15 protein-coding genes are annotated in these 18,554 nt (G+C 71.6%); 6 read left to right on the plus strand and 9 right to left on the minus strand.

Features of this window, described 5'->3' with window-relative positions; genetic code table 11:
- The first annotated feature begins 11 nt into the window (after positions 1-11).
- Positions 12-2,378, plus strand: a complete 2,367-nt coding sequence (locus GUI43_RS13330; RefSeq protein ID WP_112698923.1) for an EAL domain-containing protein — start codon at positions 12-14, stop codon at positions 2,376-2,378.
- A 6-nt stretch (positions 2,379-2,384) separates the two neighbouring features.
- Here the strand turns inward: GUI43_RS13330 and GUI43_RS13335 are convergent, their stop codons facing one another.
- Positions 2,385-3,404 (minus strand): LacI family DNA-binding transcriptional regulator, encoded by a 1,020-nt coding sequence (locus tag GUI43_RS13335; RefSeq protein ID WP_112582074.1) that lies wholly within the window; start codon positions 3,402-3,404, stop codon positions 2,385-2,387.
- Positions 3,405-3,517: 113 nt separating this feature from the next.
- On the opposite strand from GUI43_RS13335, the gene GUI43_RS13340 reads away from it, so the two are divergent.
- The 3 genes from GUI43_RS13340 to GUI43_RS13350 all read left to right on the plus strand — a co-directional run bounded on the left by GUI43_RS13340 (position 3,518) and on the right by GUI43_RS13350 (position 8,117).
- The gene (locus GUI43_RS13340) at positions 3,518-5,959 is read left to right on the plus strand and encodes a glycoside hydrolase family 2 protein (protein WP_112604397.1); all 2,442 of its coding nucleotides are present in this window, start codon (positions 3,518-3,520) and stop codon (positions 5,957-5,959) included.
- Positions 5,960-6,096: 137 nt separating this feature from the next.
- Positions 6,097-6,435: an ArsR/SmtB family transcription factor gene (locus GUI43_RS13345; protein WP_112604395.1), complete on the plus strand. Its 339-nt coding sequence runs from the start codon at positions 6,097-6,099 to the stop codon at positions 6,433-6,435.
- Entirely contained in the window at positions 6,432-8,117 is a 1,686-nt protein-coding gene (locus GUI43_RS13350; RefSeq protein WP_112604393.1) for a SulP family inorganic anion transporter, read from the plus strand. Before GUI43_RS13345 ends, GUI43_RS13350 begins: the two co-directional genes overlap by 4 nt.
- Before the next feature lie 80 nt (positions 8,118-8,197).
- Here GUI43_RS13350 and GUI43_RS13355 read toward each other — a convergent pair whose 3' ends face one another.
- Genes GUI43_RS13355 through GUI43_RS13380 form a run of 6 tightly spaced genes read right to left on the minus strand, consistent with a single transcriptional unit; the run spans position 8,198 to position 13,197 of the window.
- A complete protein-coding gene (locus tag GUI43_RS13355; RefSeq protein WP_112604391.1) occupies positions 8,198-8,941 on the minus strand; it encodes a copper homeostasis protein CutC in 744 nt (247 codons plus the stop codon).
- Positions 8,938-9,957: an asparaginase gene (locus tag GUI43_RS13360; RefSeq protein WP_112582067.1), complete on the minus strand. Its 1,020-nt coding sequence runs from the start codon at positions 9,955-9,957 to the stop codon at positions 8,938-8,940. The genes GUI43_RS13355 and GUI43_RS13360 overlap by 4 nt, the downstream gene beginning before the upstream one ends.
- On the minus strand, positions 9,954-10,823 hold the full coding sequence (locus GUI43_RS13365) for an amino acid ABC transporter permease (RefSeq protein WP_112604387.1): 870 nt from the start codon (positions 10,821-10,823) through the stop codon (positions 9,954-9,956). The genes GUI43_RS13360 and GUI43_RS13365 overlap by 4 nt, the downstream gene beginning before the upstream one ends.
- Positions 10,820-11,464: an amino acid ABC transporter permease gene (locus tag GUI43_RS13370; protein ID WP_112582064.1), complete on the minus strand. Its 645-nt coding sequence runs from the start codon at positions 11,462-11,464 to the stop codon at positions 10,820-10,822. The genes GUI43_RS13365 and GUI43_RS13370 overlap by 4 nt, the downstream gene beginning before the upstream one ends.
- A gap of 16 nt (positions 11,465-11,480) precedes the next feature.
- A complete protein-coding gene (locus GUI43_RS13375; protein ID WP_208646673.1) occupies positions 11,481-12,449 on the minus strand; it encodes a glutamate ABC transporter substrate-binding protein in 969 nt (322 codons plus the stop codon).
- A gap of 19 nt (positions 12,450-12,468) precedes the next feature.
- Positions 12,469-13,197: an amino acid ABC transporter ATP-binding protein gene (locus GUI43_RS13380; RefSeq protein WP_112582483.1), complete on the minus strand. Its 729-nt coding sequence runs from the start codon at positions 13,195-13,197 to the stop codon at positions 12,469-12,471.
- 163 nt (positions 13,198-13,360) lie between these two features.
- On the opposite strand from GUI43_RS13380, the gene GUI43_RS13385 reads away from it, so the two are divergent.
- Entirely contained in the window at positions 13,361-14,539 is a 1,179-nt protein-coding gene (locus tag GUI43_RS13385) for an ROK family transcriptional regulator (protein ID WP_211326683.1), read from the plus strand.
- Between the two features lie 176 nt (positions 14,540-14,715).
- On the plus strand, positions 14,716-15,543 hold the full coding sequence (locus GUI43_RS13390; protein WP_170158724.1) for a DUF3152 domain-containing protein: 828 nt from the start codon (positions 14,716-14,718) through the stop codon (positions 15,541-15,543).
- A 115-nt stretch (positions 15,544-15,658) separates the two neighbouring features.
- On the opposite strand, the gene GUI43_RS13395 is transcribed toward GUI43_RS13390, so the two are convergent.
- Positions 15,659-16,546 (minus strand): SCO4651 family lipoprotein, encoded by an 888-nt coding sequence (locus GUI43_RS13395; protein WP_249037736.1) that lies wholly within the window; start codon positions 16,544-16,546, stop codon positions 15,659-15,661.
- Between the two features lie 92 nt (positions 16,547-16,638).
- A complete protein-coding gene (gene ilvD / locus GUI43_RS13400; protein WP_112582480.1) occupies positions 16,639-18,486 on the minus strand; it encodes a dihydroxy-acid dehydratase in 1,848 nt (615 codons plus the stop codon).
- Positions 18,487-18,554 lie beyond the last annotated feature (68 nt).

Consider the following 18,554-nt stretch of genomic DNA (forward strand, 5'->3'; position numbering starts at 1 on the left):
AGGCGACCGCCGTGCTCCTCGCGTACCCGTTCCGCGTCCTCGTCCCCCGCCGTGCGGCACCGGAGGCCGCCACGTCCGTGGCGGTGGCGCTGCTCCTCCTCGCCGGTTCCGTCGACCTGGTCCCGCCCTCGGTGGTGATCGCGCTGGCCGCCGGCGCCGGCGCCACGCTCGCCGGGCTGCGACTGTCCCGGCTGGCCTCCCGACGCGGCACCGATCCGACACCGCGTGCGGCGGGGGTGCTACTCGACGCGGCGGTGGTGGCGGCGGGTCTCACCGCCGTCGTGCTGCCCCTGGCCGGCATCGGGCACACCCTCGCCGTGCTGATCGGGTCGCTGGTCGTGGCGGCCCTCTCGACGGCCGGTCTGTACCGGCTCCCCGGCCGGTCGCAGCCGGCGGCCCCGGTCCGGTTGCGGTGGCTGGTCGAGTCGACCGGCCCGGCCCTCGGTCTGGCCCTCGCCGGCTGGTTGCTGCTGCCCTCCGACGGCCTGCCGGTCAGGGCTCGGCTGGTCGCCGCGTTGACGCTCGGCGGGTTGAGCATGGCCGCGTTGAACGCGTTCGCGGGGCCACGTCGGCGCTCGGGTGCGTCGCTCTGCCGGGGCGGCGTCCTGCTCACAGTGGGCGGGCTGGTGCTGCTGGCCACGTTGCCGTCCGCGCCGGCTGGCCGGGTGGCCCTGCTGGCCGTACCACCGCTGGTGTTCGGGATGTTGCTCGTCGCGGTCGGCGCGGCGGATGCGGCGGACGACGGGGAGTCGGTGGAGCCGGTGGCTGCGGCCTGGCCCCGGTCGGTGCTCCCCGCGGCGGTGCTGCTGCTGGCATCGGGTCTGCACCTGGGAGCCGGCCGCTCGCCGGATCGGACGAGCGTGCTGTTGGCCCTGGCGGCAGTGCCGCCCCTGGTGCTGCGCGAGCTGCTGCGCGCCGGTGACGGGTCCACGTCCGTTCGGCGGGCCGCTCATCGGCGACCGGCCGGCCGTTCGCTGCGGCACCGCCGTGCGGCCCCGGTCCGCTGGCCGGGCACGCCGGAGCCGCCGCCCGAGCGGGCCCTCGGCGTCCCGGAGGGCGCGGCGCCCGCGCTGGGTGCCGGCGCGACGTGGTCGCCTGACCACAGTTCCGCGTGGTCGGGGCTCAACCGGCGACCCGCGGCGGCGAGCCCCGGTGACCGGGCCAGCCTGCTGGACGCCCTGGCCGCGATCGGCGACGTTCCGGCGCCGGCCGGCGCGCTGCTGCTGGTGGATTTGCACGGCACCGAGGGGTTCGGCCCGACGGCCCGGGAGGACGTGCTGGCCGAGGCGGTGCACCGCGCTCGCGCGGTCATCGCCCCCGACGATCTGGTCACCGGGTGCACGGGTACCGGCTTCGCGGTGGTCACCGCCGCCGGGCCGGTGCTGGCGTACGCGCTGGGCACCCGACTGTTGAGCGCGCTCAGTCCGCCCTACCGGCTGGCCGGTGCGATGCTGCGCGTGCAGACGAGCATCGGGTTGGCCGAGGTGAGCGGCGCCGGGCCGGCGGACGTGCTCCGGCAGGCCGAGCTGGCGAGACGACGGGCCGTGCAGCTGGGCCGGGACAGGGTGGAGTGGTACGACGCGTTCCTGGAGGAACAGCTGGTGCGCCGGCTCGACCTGGAGCGCGAGCTGCCCGGTGCGGTGGCGCGCGGCGAGCTGGACCTCGTCTACCAGCCGGTGGTCGACCTGGCCGACGGGCAGCCGGTGGGCGCGGAGGCGCTGCTGCGGTGGCGCAGCCCGGTGCTCGGCACTGTGCTCCCGGCCGAGTTGCTGCCGGTCGCCGAGGACCTGGACCTGGTCGGCGAGTTGGAGTGGTGGGTGCTGGACCGGGCCTGCCGGCAGTTGTCCGACTGGTCGGTGGGTGTCCGGGAGCTGTGGATGGCGGTCAACGTCACCACCCGGGAGCTGACCACTCCCGACTTCGTCCAGCGGCTCGCGGCCGTGCTGGCCGCGTACGGGGTGCCACCGGAGCGGCTGGTGGTGGAGGTGAGCGAGCCGAGGGTCGCCGGTGATCTGTCGACGGTGGTGGCTCGGCTGGCCGGGCTCCGGTCGCTGGGCGTACGCACCGCGTTGGACGACTTCCGGGCCGAGCACGCCTCGCTGGCCCAGCTTCGCCGTCTGCCGATCGACCTGCTCAAGGTGGGCCCGGAGTTGGTGGGCGCACGGCCGGACGGGCAACCGCCGCTGATCGACGTGGTGGTCAACGTGGGCGAGCGGCTGGGCGTTGAGATCGTCGCCGAGGAGTTGGAGTCGTCGACCCAGGTCGAGGGGGCGCGCCGGGGTGGCTGCCGGTACGGGCAGGGGTTCGCGCTGGCCCGGCCGGCGACGGCCGAGCGGGTCGAGGCGTACTTCGAGGAGTTTCCCTCAGCATCTCGCTGAACCGGTTCATCTCCCCCGGGGCGGTGCGGTGCTGCCGCGCGGCGTGAGGTGAGGCGTCTCGTCCTGCACCCGCCCGGCCGGTTGCCCGGCGACGACGGCGAGCAGTTGCCTGGCGGCGTGCGCGCCGTACGCCGGGATGTCCCGGCCCAGCGCGGTCAGCGGCGGGTGCACCAGCCGGCACAGCGGCGAGTCGTCCCAGGCCACGATGGACAGATCGCCGGGCACGGTCAGGCCCATCTCCTGGGCGACGGAGAGCCCGGCGATGGCCATCACGTCGTTGTCGTAGATGACCGCTGTGGGCCGGCCAGCCGAACTGAGCAACCGGCGGGTGGCCCGGCCGCCCTCCTCGCCGGTGTAGTCGGACCAGACGGTGACCGCGTCGACCAGGCCGAGCCGCTGGCAGACCGCCGCGAAGGCGTCGGTGCGGATCTCGGTGTGCCGTAGGTCGGGCAGGCCGGCGACCCGCGCGATCCGCCGATGCCCGAGCGCGGCCAGGTACTCCACCGTCTCGGTCAGCGCGGCGGCGTCGTCGGACCAGACACTCGCCAGCTCACCGGTGCCGCCGGGGCCACCGATCACCACCGCCGGCAGTTGCAGCTGTTCGAGTGCCGGGATGCGACGGTCGTCGGTGCGCAGGTCGCAGACGAGCACCCCGTCCACCCGTCGTTCGCCCCACCAGCGCCGGTAGACAGCGATCTCGGCGTCCGGGTCGGCCACCACCTGGAGGGTCAGCGCATACGAGCGGGCGGAGAGCTCGGCCTCGACGCCACTGATCAGCGCCATGAAGAACGGCTCGACGCCAAGGGTTCGCGCCGGTCGGCACAGGGCCAGGCCGATCGCCCCGGCGGTGGCGGCCGAGAGGGCGCGGGCGGCGCTGCTGCGGCTGAAACCGATCTCCGTGGCGATGGCCAGGATGCGCTGCCGGGTGGCCTCGGAGACGCCGGGCTGCCCGTTCAGCGCGTACGACACGGCGCCCTTGGACACCCCGGCGCGTCGGGCGACGTCGGCGATGGTCGGCCGCTTCACCGGCGTGCTCCTTCGCTCTCTGGCCGTTGACAGCCCGGATTCCGGACCGTACCGTAGCTCAGCTTATCCGGTTCAGTACGGCATCTTTCGATGCGGGAAGGTGCGGTGAAATCGTGAGCCGACAGGCACTCTACGACGGTTGGACAGTGCGAGCGGCCCCCGGAGCACAGGTGCCCGAGGAGGTCGCCGGCCGGTCCGCACCGGCGACAGTGCCGGGCTGCGTGCACACCGATCTGCTCGACGCCGGGTTGATCCCCGACCCCTACCTCGACGACAACGAGCGGGCGGTGGCCTGGATCGGGCGCACCGACTGGGTCTACCAGTCCACCTTCGTCCACCGGGCGGGCGACGACGAGCGCGTCGACCTGGTCTGCGCCGGCCTGGACACCGTCGCCACGCTCACAGTCAACGGTGTGGAGGTCGGCCGCACCGCGAACATGCACCGCGGCTACCGGTTCGACGTCCGACCGCTGCTGCGCGACGGGGACAACGACCTGGTGGTCACGTTCGACTCCGCGTACCGCTACGCCGAGGCGCAGCAGGAACGGCTCGGCGACCGGCCGAACGCCTACCCGGAGCCGTTCCACTTCATCCGCAAGATGGCCTGCAACTTCGGCTGGGACTGGGGGCCGACCCTGGTCACCGCCGGCATCTGGCAGGAGATCAGCCTGCACGCCTGGTCGACCGCCCGACTGGCCACCGTCCGTCCACTGGTCACCATGGACGGTCGCGACGGCCGGGTCGAGGTGCACGTCGAGGTCGAGCGGGTCGCGGACGTCCCGCTGACCGTCCGCGCCGCCGTGGCCGGCGTCCGCGCCGAGGTGGTCGTCCCGGCCGGGCAACGCACGGCCGTGCTGACCCTCACCGTCCGCGAACCCGCGCTGTGGTGGCCCCGGGGGTACGGCGAGCAGGCCCGCCACCCGATCGAGGTGACTCTGCACGCACCGGACGGCGACACGCTGGACAGCTGGTCGCACCGGATCGGCTTCCGCTCGGTGCGGCTGGACACCACACCCGACGAGCACGGCACCCCGTTCGCGTTGTCGGTCAACGACGTCCCGGTCTTCGTCCGCGGGGTCAACTGGATCCCGGACGACGTGTTCCCCACCCGGATCACCCGGGCCCGGCTGGCCGAGCGCTTCGACCAGGCTGTCGCGGCCAACGTCAACCTGCTGCGGGTCTGGGGCGGCGGTCGGTACGAGTCGGCGGACTTCTACGACCTGGCCGACGAGCGCGGTCTCCTCGTCCAGCAGGACTTCCTGTTCGCCTGCGCCGCGTACCCGGAGGAGGAACCGTTCGGCACCGAGGTGGCAGCCGAGGCCGCCGAGCAGGTGACCCGGCTCGCGCCGTACCCGTCGCTGGTGCTCTGGACCGGCAACAACGAGAACATCTGGGGCTGGCACGACTGGGACTGGCAGCAGGCCCTCGCCGGGCGCACCTGGGGGCGCGGCTACTACCTCGACGTGCTGCCCCGGATCGTCGGCGAGCTGGACCCGACCCGCCCGTACTGGCCGGGCAGCCCCTGGTCGGGCACGGAGTCGATCCACCCCAATGACCCGGCGCACGGCACCACCCACATCTGGGACGTGTGGAACACCGACGACTACACCAGGTACCGGGAGTACGTGCCGCGCTTCGTGGCCGAGTTCGGCTACCAGGCCCCACCGGCGTACGCCACGCTGCGCCGGGCGTTGAGCGACGAACCCCTGGCCCACGACTCACCGGGCATGGCGCACCACCAGAAGGCGGCCGGCGGTGACGCCAAGCTCCAGCGGGGCCTCGACGCGCACCTGCCCGCCCCGGCGGACTTCGACGACTGGCACTACCTGACGCAGCTCAACCAGGCCCGGGCGATCCAGCTCGGCGTGGAACACTTCCGCTCCCACCGGGACGTCTGCGCGGGCACCATCGTCTGGCAGCTCAACGACTGCTGGCCGGTGACCTCCTGGTCGGCAGTCGACGGCGACGGCCGCCGCAAACCCCTGTGGTACGCGCTGCGCCACGCCTACGCCGACCGGCTGCTCACCGTGCAACCCCGCGACGGCGGCCTGGCCCTGGTCGCGGTCAACGAGACTGCCGAGGCATGGACCGCGACGGCAGCGGTCACCCGGTTCACGCTCACCGGGGAGCCGAGGGCGAAGACCTCGGTCGACCTCGACGTCCCGGCGTACTCCTCGGTGGTGCTGGCGCTGCCGACGGACCTGGCACGGTCGGAGGATGCCCGGCGCGAGGTGCTGGTCGCGGAGGCCGGTGGCACCGCGGAGCGCGCCCTGTGGTTCTTCGCCGAGGACCGGGAGGTGGACTGGCCGGCGGCGGCCTGGGACGCGACGGTCGAGCCGGTCGACGGCGGGCAGCGGGTCCGGGTCACGGCCCGCACGGTGCTGCGCGACCTGACGCTCTTCCCGGACCGCCTCGATGCCTCGGCGGAGGTGGACAAAGCCCTGGTCACCCTCCTGCCGGGCGAGTCGGCGACCTTCACCGTGCGCGCCGACGCCGCGCTGGACCCGGCGGCGCTGACCAGCCGTCCGGTGCTGCGCTGCGTCAACGACATCTGAGCGGGCGGGCCCTTTCGCCACACCCTTGTCGGCGGAGGGGCCCTCATTGACGACGTGCGGACCACTGCGCCGACCCGGCCAATGATTGAAGACTTCTTCAAGTGCTAAAGTCTTCGCATCGATCGGAAGAGGTGCTCATGTCGGTCCCGCTGTACCAGGCGAAGGCGGAACTCTTCCGCACCCTCGGGCACCCGGTGCGCATCCGGGTCCTCGAACTGCTCCAGGACGGCCCGAAGCCGGTCCGCGACCTGCTCGCCGTCATCGAGGTCGAGGCCTCCAACCTCTCCCAGCAACTCGCAGTGCTGCGCCGCGCCGGAATGGTCACCTCACACCGTGACGGTCCCCTCGTCATGTACGCGCTCAGCACCCCGGACGTGGCCGACCTGCTGGCCGCCGGGCGCCGGATCCTCGGCGCGGTCCTCACCGACCGGGACGGCCTCCTCGGGGAGCTGCGCGCCACCGGCGCGGACAGGTGAGCGCCGCCATCCCGGTGGTCCGAGAGCGGCTCCTCGGGCTGCTGCCCGGCCGGGCCGACTGGGCGGCGGTCCACCGCTCACCGCGCCGGGACCTGCTGGCCGGACTCACCGTGGCGGTGGTGGCGCTGCCGTTGGCCCTGGCGTTCGGCGTCACCTCCGGGCTGGGCGCCCAGGCCGGGTTGATCACTGCCGTGATCGCCGGTGCGGTGGCCGCTGTCTTCGGAGGCTCCAACCTCCAGGTCTCCGGGCCGACCGGGGCGATGACCGTGGTGCTGGTGCCGGTGGTGCAGCAGTTCGGAGCCACCGGCGTGCTCATGGTCGGGGCGATGGCCGGCGTGGTGCTGATCGCGCTCGCCGTGGCCCGCCTGGGCCGGTACGTCCGCTACCTGCCCACCCCGGTGCTGGAGGGTTTCACCGCCGGCATCGCCGTGGTCATCGCGCTGCAACAGGTGCCCGCCGCTCTCGGCGTCAGCGACGCGCACGGGGAGAAGGTCTGGGCCGTCGCCTTCGACGCGGTCGCTCGTTTCGTCGTACACCCGCGGCCGGCCGCGCTCGCGGTGGCCCTCGCCGTCGCGGCACTGATGCTGCTGGGTGCCCGGTGGCGACCCGGCCTGCCGTTCTCGCTGCTCGGCGTGGGGGCCGCCACCGTCCTCGCCGAGGTCATCCCGGTCGACCTGGTCCGGATCGGCGCGCTGCCGCAGGGTCTGCCCGCGCCCTCGCTCAGCTTCCTCGACCTCGGCGCACTGGGTGTGCTGCTTCCCAGCGCCCTCGCCGTCGCCGCGCTCGCCGCCCTGGAGAGCCTGCTCTCCGCCACCGTCGCCGATGGCATGACCGTCGGCGAGCGGCACGACCCGGACCGGGAGCTGTTCGGTCAGGGGATGGCCAACCTCGCCGCCCCCCTCTTCGGCGGCATCCCAGCGACCGCCGCCATCGCCCGGACCGCTGTCAACGTCCGCGCCGGGGCGGCGTCGAAGTTGGCTGCCCTCACCCACGCCGTCGCCCTCGCGGCGATCGTGCTGGCCGCCGCGCCGTTGGTCGGCCGGATCCCGCTCGCCGCCCTGGCCGGGGTGCTGCTGGCCACCACCGTCCGCATGGTGGAGGCCGGCTCGCTGTGGGCGCTGGCCAGGGCCACCCGGGGTGACGCGGTCGTTCTGGTGCTCACCTTCGCCGTCACCGTGATCTGGGACCTCGTCACCGCCGTCGCGGTCGGCGTCGGCGTCGCCGTGCTGCTCGCCCTGCGCGCGGTGGCCCGCAGCGCCCGGCTGGAACAGGTGCCCCTCGACCCAGGCGAACACAGCGCCGAGGAGTACGCGCTGCTCACCGAACACATCGTCGCGTACCGGCTGGACGGGCCGCTCTTCTTCGCTGCGGCCCACACCTTCCTGCTCGAACTCTCCGAGGTCACCGACGTCCGGGTCGTCATCCTGCGGATGTCCCGGGTGACCACCATGGACGCCACCGGTGCGCATGTCCTCGGCGATGCGATCCGGCGGCTACGCGGACGCGGGATCACCGTCCTGCTCTCCGGCATCACCCCCGCCCACGACCAGGTGCTGGCCACACTCGGAGTCGCTGACGACCTACGCCGCGAGGGGCTGGTCTTCCAGGACACCCCGGCCGCGATCCGGTACGCCCGCGGGACCGCGCTTCCCGTGGCAGGCAGCCCATCTGACCGGCCGTAACGGTCGGGAGGCGCGTGACACGAGCGGTGGGCCTGAAGGTGACTCCTCCAGGTCCACCGCTCGTCAGAACGCGCTGCCGGTCAGGCGCGGGCGGCGGCGAGCACCTGGCCGACCAGGGCGCCCGAGGTGCCCGAACGCTCGTACTCGGGTCGGTTCAGGCTGCCACCCATCAGCGGCGCCGGGTTGCGGTGCACGGCCGGGCTGTCCGAGCTGACCAGGGCCGCGAAGTGGTACTCGTCGGCACCGGTCGCCTCGACGATCCGGGCGATGTTGCGCGGGGTGATGCCACCGCCCGGCATGATGACAATCCGGCCGGCGGCCCGGCGCACCAGGTCGGCGATGAGCGGAGCGCCCTCCAGCACGCTGACCTCCTGACCCGAGGTGAGCACCCGGTGCACACCCAGCTCGACCAGCTGCTCCAGCGCCGCGTGCGGGTCCCGGGTCATGTCGAACGCCCGGTGGAAGGTGATGCTGGCGTCGCCCGCGGCGGCGATCAGCCGGCGGGTGGTCGGCACGTCGACGTCACCCTCGGCGGTCAACGCGCCGATCACGATGCCCTGCGCGCCGGCCGCCACCGCGGCCCGCACGTCCCGCTCCATGGCCTCGATCTCGAACGGCGAGTAGATGAAGTCGCCGGCCCGGGGACGGACGATCACGTGTACCCGGATCCGGCTGACCGCGCGCACTGTCGTCTCGATGGTGCCCAGGCTGGGGGTCAGCCCGCCGTCGAAGAGAGCGGAGCACAACTCCACCCGGTCGGCGCCGGCCTCCTCGGCGGCGACCGCTCCCTCGACGCTGTCGATGCAGATCTCGAATGTGTTCATGATTCTTCCTTTTCCGTGCGAGGCGATGCCGCTTCGGTCCGAGACGATGCTGTGGTCCAGTCGATGACGGCCGTGACGGCACCAACTGGTACGCCGCCGCCGAGCACCGGCACCTGGCGCAGCGCGTCGGCCCCACCCACCGGTACGCCCACGGCGTCGAGGGCGGCGAGGGCGATGGCGGTGGTGGCTCGGGGCGAACCGTCGATCGCCTTCACCGCCACCGCGTGACCGTCCGGTGCGGCCACCGCGAGCACGCCCTCGGCCCCGCCCTTGGCGAGGAAGCCGGGGAGGGCCCGCATCAGGTCGGTGTTCGGGTGCCCGTTCCAGCCGCCGACGTACTCCGGGTGCTGGCGCATGGCCTGCGCGACCAGCGCCTCGTCGCTGCCGGCGGGCGCGGTGACCAACGCCTGGAAGGTGCGGGCCAGGCCGGTCAGCGACAAGCCGAACAACGGCGCCCCGCAGCCGTCGACCGCGTGGTGCGCGATCGGCGTGCCGGCCAGCCGGGCGACGGCGGCGGCGGTTTCCCGCTGGAGCGGGTGGTCGGGGTCGAGGTAGTCGTGGGTGCTCCAGGACCGGGCGACGCAGGCGACGAGCATCGCGGCGTGCTTGCCGGAGCAGTTCATCCGGATCCGGTCGCGCTGTCCGCCGGCGCGGATCAGCCGGTCCCGGGTCGGTTCGTCCTCCGGCCAGTCCACCGGGCAGCCGAGCGCGTCCTCGGTCAGGCCGGCCCCGGCCAGCATCGCCCGAACCACCTCGACGTGCCGGTCGTCGCCGGTGTGGCTGCCGGCGGCGAGGGCCAGCGCCGGGCCGGTCAGTTCGTCGCCGGCCGCGATCCGGCAGGCCAGTGCCTGCACCGGCTTGAGGGTGGACCGGGGCAGCACCGGCTCGTCGGGTACGCCGGCGGCGAGGGCGACAGTCCCGTCCGGGGCGAGCACCACGACGCTGCCGTAGTGCCGGCTCTCGACGAAGCCGTTGCGCACGACCCGGGCCAGTTCGGCGTAGCGGAAGATGGTCACCGGGGGGTGTTCCCTTCGAGGAGTGGCGGGGGCAGTTCGGCGGTCCGCCGTCCGCGCCGGCCTCCGAAGCGGCCGTTGCGGGCCTGGAGTACGCGGGCGAACTTCGACAGCGAGGCGTTGACCACCAGGTAGATCAGCGCCACCACCAGGAACGTCTGGATCAGCAGGTGGGTGTACGAGGAGAGCACCTGCCCGCTGTAGAGCAGCTCGGTGTAGCTGACCACGAAGCCGAGCGAGGTGTCCTTGAGTAGCCCGACCAGCTGGCTGACCAGGGACGGGGCGAGTTGCAGCAGTGCCTGCGGCAGGACCACCAGTGCCATCACCTGCCCGCGGCGCAGCCCGACCGCGAGGCCGGCCTCGGTCTGCCCGCGGTCCAGCGCCAGGATGCCGGACCGGAAGATCTCCGCGAACGCCGCCGAGTTGGAGACCACCAGCGGCACCACGAGCTTCCAGAACAGCGGGAAGTTCAGCCCGTACTGCGGCAGCGCGAACAGCGTCACGTAGATCAGCAGCAGGGTGGGGACGGTCCGGAAGATCTCCACGTACGCGCCGGCCAGCCAGCGCAGCGGGCGGTGCGTCGACAGCCGGCCGAGCGCCAAAAGCAGCCCGAGCGCGGCGCTGAGCACCGCGGTCGCGGCGGCGGCGCGCACCGTTGCCCAGAGGCCGTTGAGCAGGTACCGCCAGATGGGCCAGGTGGTGAACGGTTCCCACCGGGCGGCGGCCAACTCGCCGTGGCTGGCGAACTGGTAGACGGCCGCGACCAGGGCGCCGACCAGGAGGACGGCACCCAGCACGGTGGCGATCCGGATCCGCCGCTGGGCGCGAGGGCCGGGCTCGTCGAAGAGGATCTGTTGCGTCTTGTTCATCGGACGATCGCCAGCCTTCGTTCGAGCAGGCCGGTGACCTGACCGATGATCAGCGCCAGCAGCATGTAGGCGAGGCCCGCGCCGGTGAACACGGCGATCGGTTGAGCCTCGACCAGGTTCACGGTGTTGGCTGCCTGGGTCAGCTCGACCACGCCGACGGCGGCGGCCAGCGAGGTGTTCATCAGCAGCGCGATGCAGATGTTGCCGATCGGCTGGATCACCGCCCGGAGTCCCTGCGGCAGGATCACGTGCCGCAGGGACTGGCCGAAGGTGAGCCCGATGGCTCGGGCTGCCTCAGCCTGGCCCACACCGACAGTGTTGATCCCGGCGCGGATCGCCTCGGCCAGGTATGCCCCCTCGTACACCGCGATGACGATCGCGGCGGAGGTGAACAGCGGGAACGTGATGCCGATGGTCGGCAGCGCGAACACGAAGAGCACCAGTAGCGCCAGCAGGGGAAGGTTCTGGAACACCTCCACGTACGCGGTGCCGATGGCGCGCAGCAGCGGGACGGGGGCGATGCGCAGGGTGGCCACGACGATGCCCAGCAGCATCGCCCCGACGGTGGTCACGACGGTCAGTTCGACCGTCGTGACCAGGCCGTGGCCAAGCTCGCTCAGGTGGGCGGTGAGGGCTTCCATCGGTACGAGAGGCTGCTCAGGAGCCGTCGGCGGAACCGAGGGCGGGCGGGGTGGGCGCCCCACCCTCCACCACCGAGCCGAGGGTGCCTTCCCAGACCTTCGCCCACGTGCCGTCGGCCTGGATCTTCTTCAGCCAGTTGTTGACGAACTCCTTGAACTGCGCGTCCTCCTTGTTGAGGCCGATGCCGTAGGCCTCGGTGGTGAACGGCTCGCCCACCACCTTCATCCCCGGGTTCGCCTTGGCGCCCGAGGCGAGCAGCGTGAAGTCCTGCACGTACGCGTCGCCGCGCTTCTGCAGCAGCGCCTGCAACGCCTGCGGGTCGGTGCCGAAGGCGATCTGCTTCGAGCCGGGCGCGGCGGAGGGCAGCGCGGTGACGGCGGGGGTGTTCGCCCCGACGATCACGGTCTTGCCGGCGAGGTCCTTGACGCTCTTGATCGAGGTGTCGTCCTTGCGGACCCCGACGGCGAGGCCGGAGGTGAGGTACGGCCCGGCGAAGGCGACCTGGGTGGCCCGCTGCGGGGTGATCGTGTACGTCTGGAAGACCGCGTCCACCGACTTGGCCTGGAGCATGGCCTCCCGGGTCTGGGTGCCGATGGTCGTCGTCTTCACCTCGGGCTTGCCGATGATGTACTTCGCCAGCAACTTCGCCATGTCGGCGTCGAAGCCCTCGATGGTGCCGCTGACCGGGTTCTGCTGGGCCAGCAGCGGCGCGTCCAGGGATCCGCCGATGTTCAGGTAGCCGCGCTTGCGGATCGCCTCCATCGTCGAACCGGCCGGGATGTCCGCGTCGGTGGCCACCGGAGCGGCGTCGTACACCGACTGGGCGACCACACCGTCGCCGCCCAGGCCGGGGTTGCCGGGCAGCGTCGGAGCGCTGCCGCCGCTGTCACCGCCGCAGCCGGCGGCGGCGAGGGCCACCGCCACCGCGGTGGCGGTGAGGGCGAGCGACCGCCGCCCGGTGAAGCTCATCTTGAGGATTGACATGACACCCTCCCGTTGGGGGCTAGTGCTGGAGGATCTTGGATAGGAAGTCGCGGGCCCGCTCGGTGCGCGGAGCTGCGAAGAAGTCGTCGGGTGCGCCGGATTCGACGATCCGGCCGTCGTCCATGAAGACCACCCGGTCGGCTGCGCGACGGGCGAAGCCCATCTCGTGGGTCACCACGATCATGGTCATCCCCTCGGCGGCAAGAGAGACCATCACGTCGAGCACCTCGTTGACCATTTCCGGGTCGAGGGCCGAGGTCGGCTCGTCGAAGAGCAGCACCTTCGGTTGCATCGCCAGGGCCCGGGCGATCGCGGCCCGCTGCTGCTGCCCGCCGGAGAGTTGGGCCGGGTGGTGGTCCGCCTTGTCGGCGATACCGACGCGCTCCAGCAGGGCCATCGCCTGCTGCCGCGCCTCGGGTCGAGGGATCCGGCGGACCCGGGTGGGGCCGAGGGTGATGTTGTCCAGCACCGTCTTGTGGCCGAAGAGGTTGAAGGACTGGAAGACCATGCCGACATCGGCGCGCAGCCGGGCCAGCGCGCGGCCCTCGGAGGGCAGCGGCTCACCGTCGATCTCGATGCTGCCCTCCCCGGCGGTCTCCAGCCGGTTGAGGCAGCGGCACAGTGTCGACTTGCCGGAGCCGGAGGGCCCCACCACGACGACCACCTCGCCGGCGGCCACCGTGAGGTCGATGTCCTTGAGCACGTGCAGCGGACCGAACCACTTGTTCAGGCCGCGTACCGACACCATCGGTCGGTTCGCACCCGTCGTCTCCGGTGCCACCAGACGGCCTCACTTCCTTCGACCACAAAACTAAGTCAGCTTCATATCGAACCAACAGCGCCATCTAAAGGTAGCCAGCAAACTAAGTCAACCGGTTGCTTGAACAAACTCCGGGTGCTAAGAAGCTGACGTGACGATTGACGACGCGCCACGCGATGCCCTCCGGGGCGGCCCCCGGGAGCTACTGCGCTGGGTGGCCACCGGTGCGGCCGTCAGTCGGGCCGACCTGTCCCGCCTCTCCGGGCTCTCCCCGTCGACGGTCTCCCAGCGGGTCGAGGCGTTGATCAGCCAGGGGCTGCTGGAGGAAGCCGGCGCCGGGCAGTCCCGGGGTGGGCGGCGACCCCGCCAACTCGCCGTGCCCACCGGCGGCGCCGTGGTCGGCGCCATCGACCTCGGCGCGCACCACGCCCGCGTCGGTGCACTGGATCTCTCCGGACGGGTGGTCCAGGCCCGCACCCTGCCGGTCCGCATCGAGGACGGCCCGGAGGTGGTGCTCGGCGCGCTACTCAACGAGGTCGCCACGCTGGTGGACGGCGATCCGGCGGCCTCACGCGGCGGCTCGGCCACAGGTGCGCTCCGCGGTGTCGGCATCGGGATCCCCGGTCCGGTCCAGCACTCCACCGGGCGGATCGTCAGCCCGTCGCGGATGCCCGGCTGGAACGGCTTCGACGTCGCCGCGTTCTGCGCCGGCCGTGTCGACGTGCCGGTCATCGTGGACAACGACGCCAACCTGATGGCGCTCGGCGCGCACCGCACCGCCCATTCCGAGTTGGACCACGCCGTCTACATCAAGGCTGGCACCGGAATCGGCTCCGGTGTGATCTCCAGTGGACGGTTGCACCGGGGCGCGCAGGGATCGGCCGGGGACATCAGCCACTGCCGGGTGGTGGCCGATCCCGCGCCACCCTGCACCTGTGGCAACGCCGGTTGCCTGGAGGCGGTGGCCAGCGGCGCCGCACTGGTCACCGCGCTCCGGGAGCAGGGGGTGCCGGTCTCCGACCTGACCGGCGTGATCCGCCTGATCGACGACGGTGACCGGCAGGCCACCGCCCTCGCCCGGCAGGCCGGCCGCGCCGTCGGCGAGATCCTGGCCGTGGTGGTCAACTTCTTCAACCCGCAGGTGGTGGCCATCGGTGGTCGGCTCGCCGACTGCGAGCCGCTGCTGGCCAGCATGCGGGCCACCCTCTACGAGCGATGCCTCCCGCTGGCCACCCAGACCCTGCTCATCGAACGGGTCGCCGCCGGCCAGGACCTCGGCATCACCGGTGCCGCCCACCTGGTGATCGACCACGTCGTAGCGGCCACCTGACCTCGCTCAAAGCAACTGCGGCGCTCACCTAGGGTGACCCATTTCTGTGTTGAATGCCGGATCTATGCGCTCTTGCGCGTGCGCCGGCACCGATCATCCTGACAGTTTCCTTACAGGCAGTCACGTAGCCTTCCGGTGTTCCTCACTCACCCGTGACTGCTCCTGGAGGTTCCGACGTGCGGATCAACGGACGGCTGCTCGTGCCGATCTCGTTGGCAGCGGTGCTGACGACCGCCGCCTGTGGCCTGTCCACACCGGCGGCCGGGCAGGCCGAAGTCCCACGCTCCGGCCCGAGTACGCAGAGTTCAGCGCCGAGCCCCGGCGACACGCCGACCTCCAGCCCGACTCCGGAGATCCCGACCGACGCGCAGATCCCCACCAGGGCCGCCGGCACCTTCACCACCGCCACCGGCAACGGTCGCGTGATCGGCAAGGGCAAGAAGCGGGTGCGCTACAGCGTCTCGGTGGAGAAGGGCATCGCCTGGGGTGACATCCCCGCCTGGAAGCCGGACCGGTTCGCCGCGAGCATCGAGCAGGTGTTGGCCGCACCGAACGGATGGGCCACGTCCGCACAGCACCCGGTCACCAACGCCGCGGTGAACCTGACCCGGGCGTCGTGGTCCTTCCAGCGGGTCGGCACCTCGAAGGTGGACGTCGACGTGCGGCTCGCGACACCGAGGACAGTGGACCGACTCTGCGGCGCGAGCGGCGTCGACACCGAGGGTGTCTACTCCTGCAAGTACGGCAAGACCATTATGATCAACCTGCGGCGGTGGCTCCAGGGCTCACCGGGATACCCGGTCAGCATCGACGAGTACCACGCCGGCGTGATCAATCACGAGTTCGGTCACTTCCTCGGCTTCGCCCACATGAAGTGTGGCGGTCGCGGCAAGCCGGCCCCGGTCATGATGACCCAGACGATGGGCCTGGGCGGCTGCGTGCCCAACGTCAGCCCGTTCGTCGGCAACGGGCAGTTCGTCAGCGGACCGTGGGCACCGTCCTGACCGCACGGATCTGTGGTGACCGCGAACCGGCGAGCGGCTCGGCATGCGCACCGGCGGTACCGGAACGGAACGGGCGGGCCCGGCATGACGCCGAGCCCGCCCAACACGAAACTGATCAGTTGCTGGCGGTCAGGCCCTGCAGGCCTTCGAGCATCTCGGCGAAGTCGGTGGTCTCCGCCGGCGGCGGCGTCTCGATGGTCACCGCCTTGTCGTAGTCGGTGTAGTCGATCACCATGTCGCCCAACTTGCCCATGAACAGGCCGGCCCGACGCGGACGGTACTGCTCGTCGACCCACAGGTCGATCTTCAGCTCCTTGATGCCCTGCGTGGCCAGCGCCTGCTCGGTGGCGTCCCGGCGCATGGCGTCGATCTGCTTGAGATAGGTCGCCACCGGAGTGGTGACGGTGTAGTGGACCGTCGGTACGCCATTCACCGTCTCCTGGCCGACTACCGTCGTGCCGTCGATGGCGAGCAGCGTCTTGACCTGCTTGACCGGGTCGGCGTTCTCGAACTGCTTGGTGAAGTCCGTGCCTGCCATCTCGCTCAGGCCGGTCAGGTCCATCTTCATCCAGCGCTTCCCACCCGTACCCGCGCGGTTTTCCGCTGGAATCTCGGTGAAGATCACGGCACCGATCATCCGGACGGTCGTGGCACCCTTGCTGTTGGTCATCTTCATCTCGGCCTTGAGCGGGTCGCCCAGGTCCAGGAGACCCTGCATCGAGATCTTCTCGCCGGCCATCGTGCCCGTCATCGTCACGGTCACCGAGTCGGTCTTGTCGGTGGCCTCGACCGCCTTCAGCAGCGAACCCTTGAGATCACTGGTCAGCAGCTCCAGGACGCTGGGCGGCTTCGGCGCCTCGGACGCGCCGGACGTCACGCCGCAGGCGGAGACAGCGACCGCGGTGAGCGCCGAAACCGCCACCAGAGCCGGCTTCTTCCAAAATGACACGTACACGCCTTCCCCCGTAAGAATCTGGGGCGATCCCCAGTAGACCGACGACACGCTAGCCCACACGGTCGATGCGGGGGCACCGCGTTTTCGCCGATCCACCCCGCACCGACATCACAGATATCGGTGCGGGTGGGGCCGGGTGCTTACTCCGGGACGCGACGGTAGGCGCCGTCGCTGGCCGAGGTGGCCATCGAGGCGTACGCACGCAGCGCCGCCGACACGGGCCGCTGCCGATCGGTCGGCGTGTACGGCTTGTCGCGCTTCTCCTCGGCCACCCGGCGAGCCTCCAGCTCCTCGGCTGGCACGTTCAGCTCGATCGACCGGCCCGGGATGTCGATGACGACCTCGTCGCCGTCGCGGACCAGGGCGATCAGCCCGCCGGAGGCCGCCTCGGGGGAGACGTGCCCGATGGAGAGCCCGGAGGTGCCGCCGGAGAAGCGGCCGTCGGTGAGCAGCGCGCAGGACCGGCCCAGCCCACGTCCCTTGAGGAACGAGGTGGGGTAGAGCATCTCCTGCATGCCGGGGCCGCCCTTGGGGCCCTCGTACCGGATGACCACGACGTCCCCGGCGACCACCTGCTTGGCGAGGATCGCTGTCACCGCGTCGTCCTGCGACTCGTAGACCTTCGCCGGGCCACGGAAGGTCAGGCAGTCGTCGGGCACGCCGGCGGTCTTCACCACGCTGCCCTCGGGTGCCAGGTTGCCGTGCAGGATGGCCAGCCCACCGTCGGCGGAGTAGGCGTGCTCGCGGTCCCGGATGCAGCCGCCGGCCGCGTCGGTGTCCAGCGACGACCACCTGTTGGTGGTGGAGAACGGCTCGGTGGTGCGCACCCCGCCGGGGGCGGCGTGGAACAACTCGACGGCCGTCGGGGTGGGGGAGCCACCGCGCACGTCCCAGTCGGTCAGCCACTGCGCGAGGGAGGGGGAGTGCACGGCCCACACGTCCCTGTTGAGCTGCCCGGCCCGGTCCAGTTCGCCGAGGATCGCCGGGATGCCGCCGGCCCGGTGCACGTCCTCCATGTGGTAGTTCGGCGAGTTCGGCGCGACCTTGGCCAGGCACGGCACCCGGCGGGAGATCGCGTCGATGTCGCTGACGCCGAAGTCCATCTCCGCCTCGCGGGCGGCGGCGAGCAGGTGCAGCACCGTGTTGGTGGAGCCGCCCATCGCCACGTCCAGGGCGACGGCGTTCTCGAAGGCGGCCTTGGAGGCGACAGTGCGCGGCAGCACCGAGTCGTCGTCGCCGTCGTACCACCGCTTGGAGATCTCCACGACGGTCCGGCCGGCCTCGACGAAGAGCGACCGGCGGGCGGCGTGGGTGGCCAGCGTCGAACCGTTGCCGGGCAGCGCGAGCCCGATCGCCTCGGTGAGGCAGTTCATCGAGTTGGCGGTGAACATGCCGGAGCAGGAGCCGCAGGTCGGGCAGGCGGAGCGTTCGATCTCACCGAGCTGCTCGTCGGTGACCGCCTCGTTCGAGGAGGCGATCATCGCGTCGATCAGGTCGATCTTGCTGTGCACGACGCCCTCGATCGCCATCGTCTTGCCGGCCTCCATCGGGCCGCCGGAGACGAAGACGGTCGGGATGTTGAGCCGCAACGCGGCCAGCAGCATCCCGGGGGTGATCTTGTCGCAGTTGGAGATGCAGACCAGGGCGTCCGCGCAGTGCGCGTTGACCATGTATTCGACCGCGTCGGCGATCAGCTCACGGCTGGGCAGCGAGTAGAGCATGCCGCCGTGGCCCATCGCGATGCCGTCGTCGACCGCGATGGTGTTGAACTCCCGGCCCACCCCACCGGCCTCGGCGACCGCGTCGGCGACCAGGCCACCCATGTCCTTGAGGTGTACGTGACCAGGCACGAACTGGGTGAAACTGTTGGCGATGGCGACGATCGGCTTGCCGAAATCGTCGTCGGTCATCCCGGTGGCCCGCCAGAGGGCCCGGGCGCCGGCCATCGTCCGACCGTGTGTGGAGGTCCTCGACCGCAGCTCAGGCATGCATACCAGCATGACACCACCGGCGCGTCGGCCCACCCGGGTATCTGCCGTGTCCCAACAGATGCACA

Source organism: Micromonospora noduli, from assembly GCF_003264365.1.
Classification (GTDB): Bacteria; Actinomycetota; Actinomycetes; order Mycobacteriales; family Micromonosporaceae; genus Micromonospora; species Micromonospora noduli.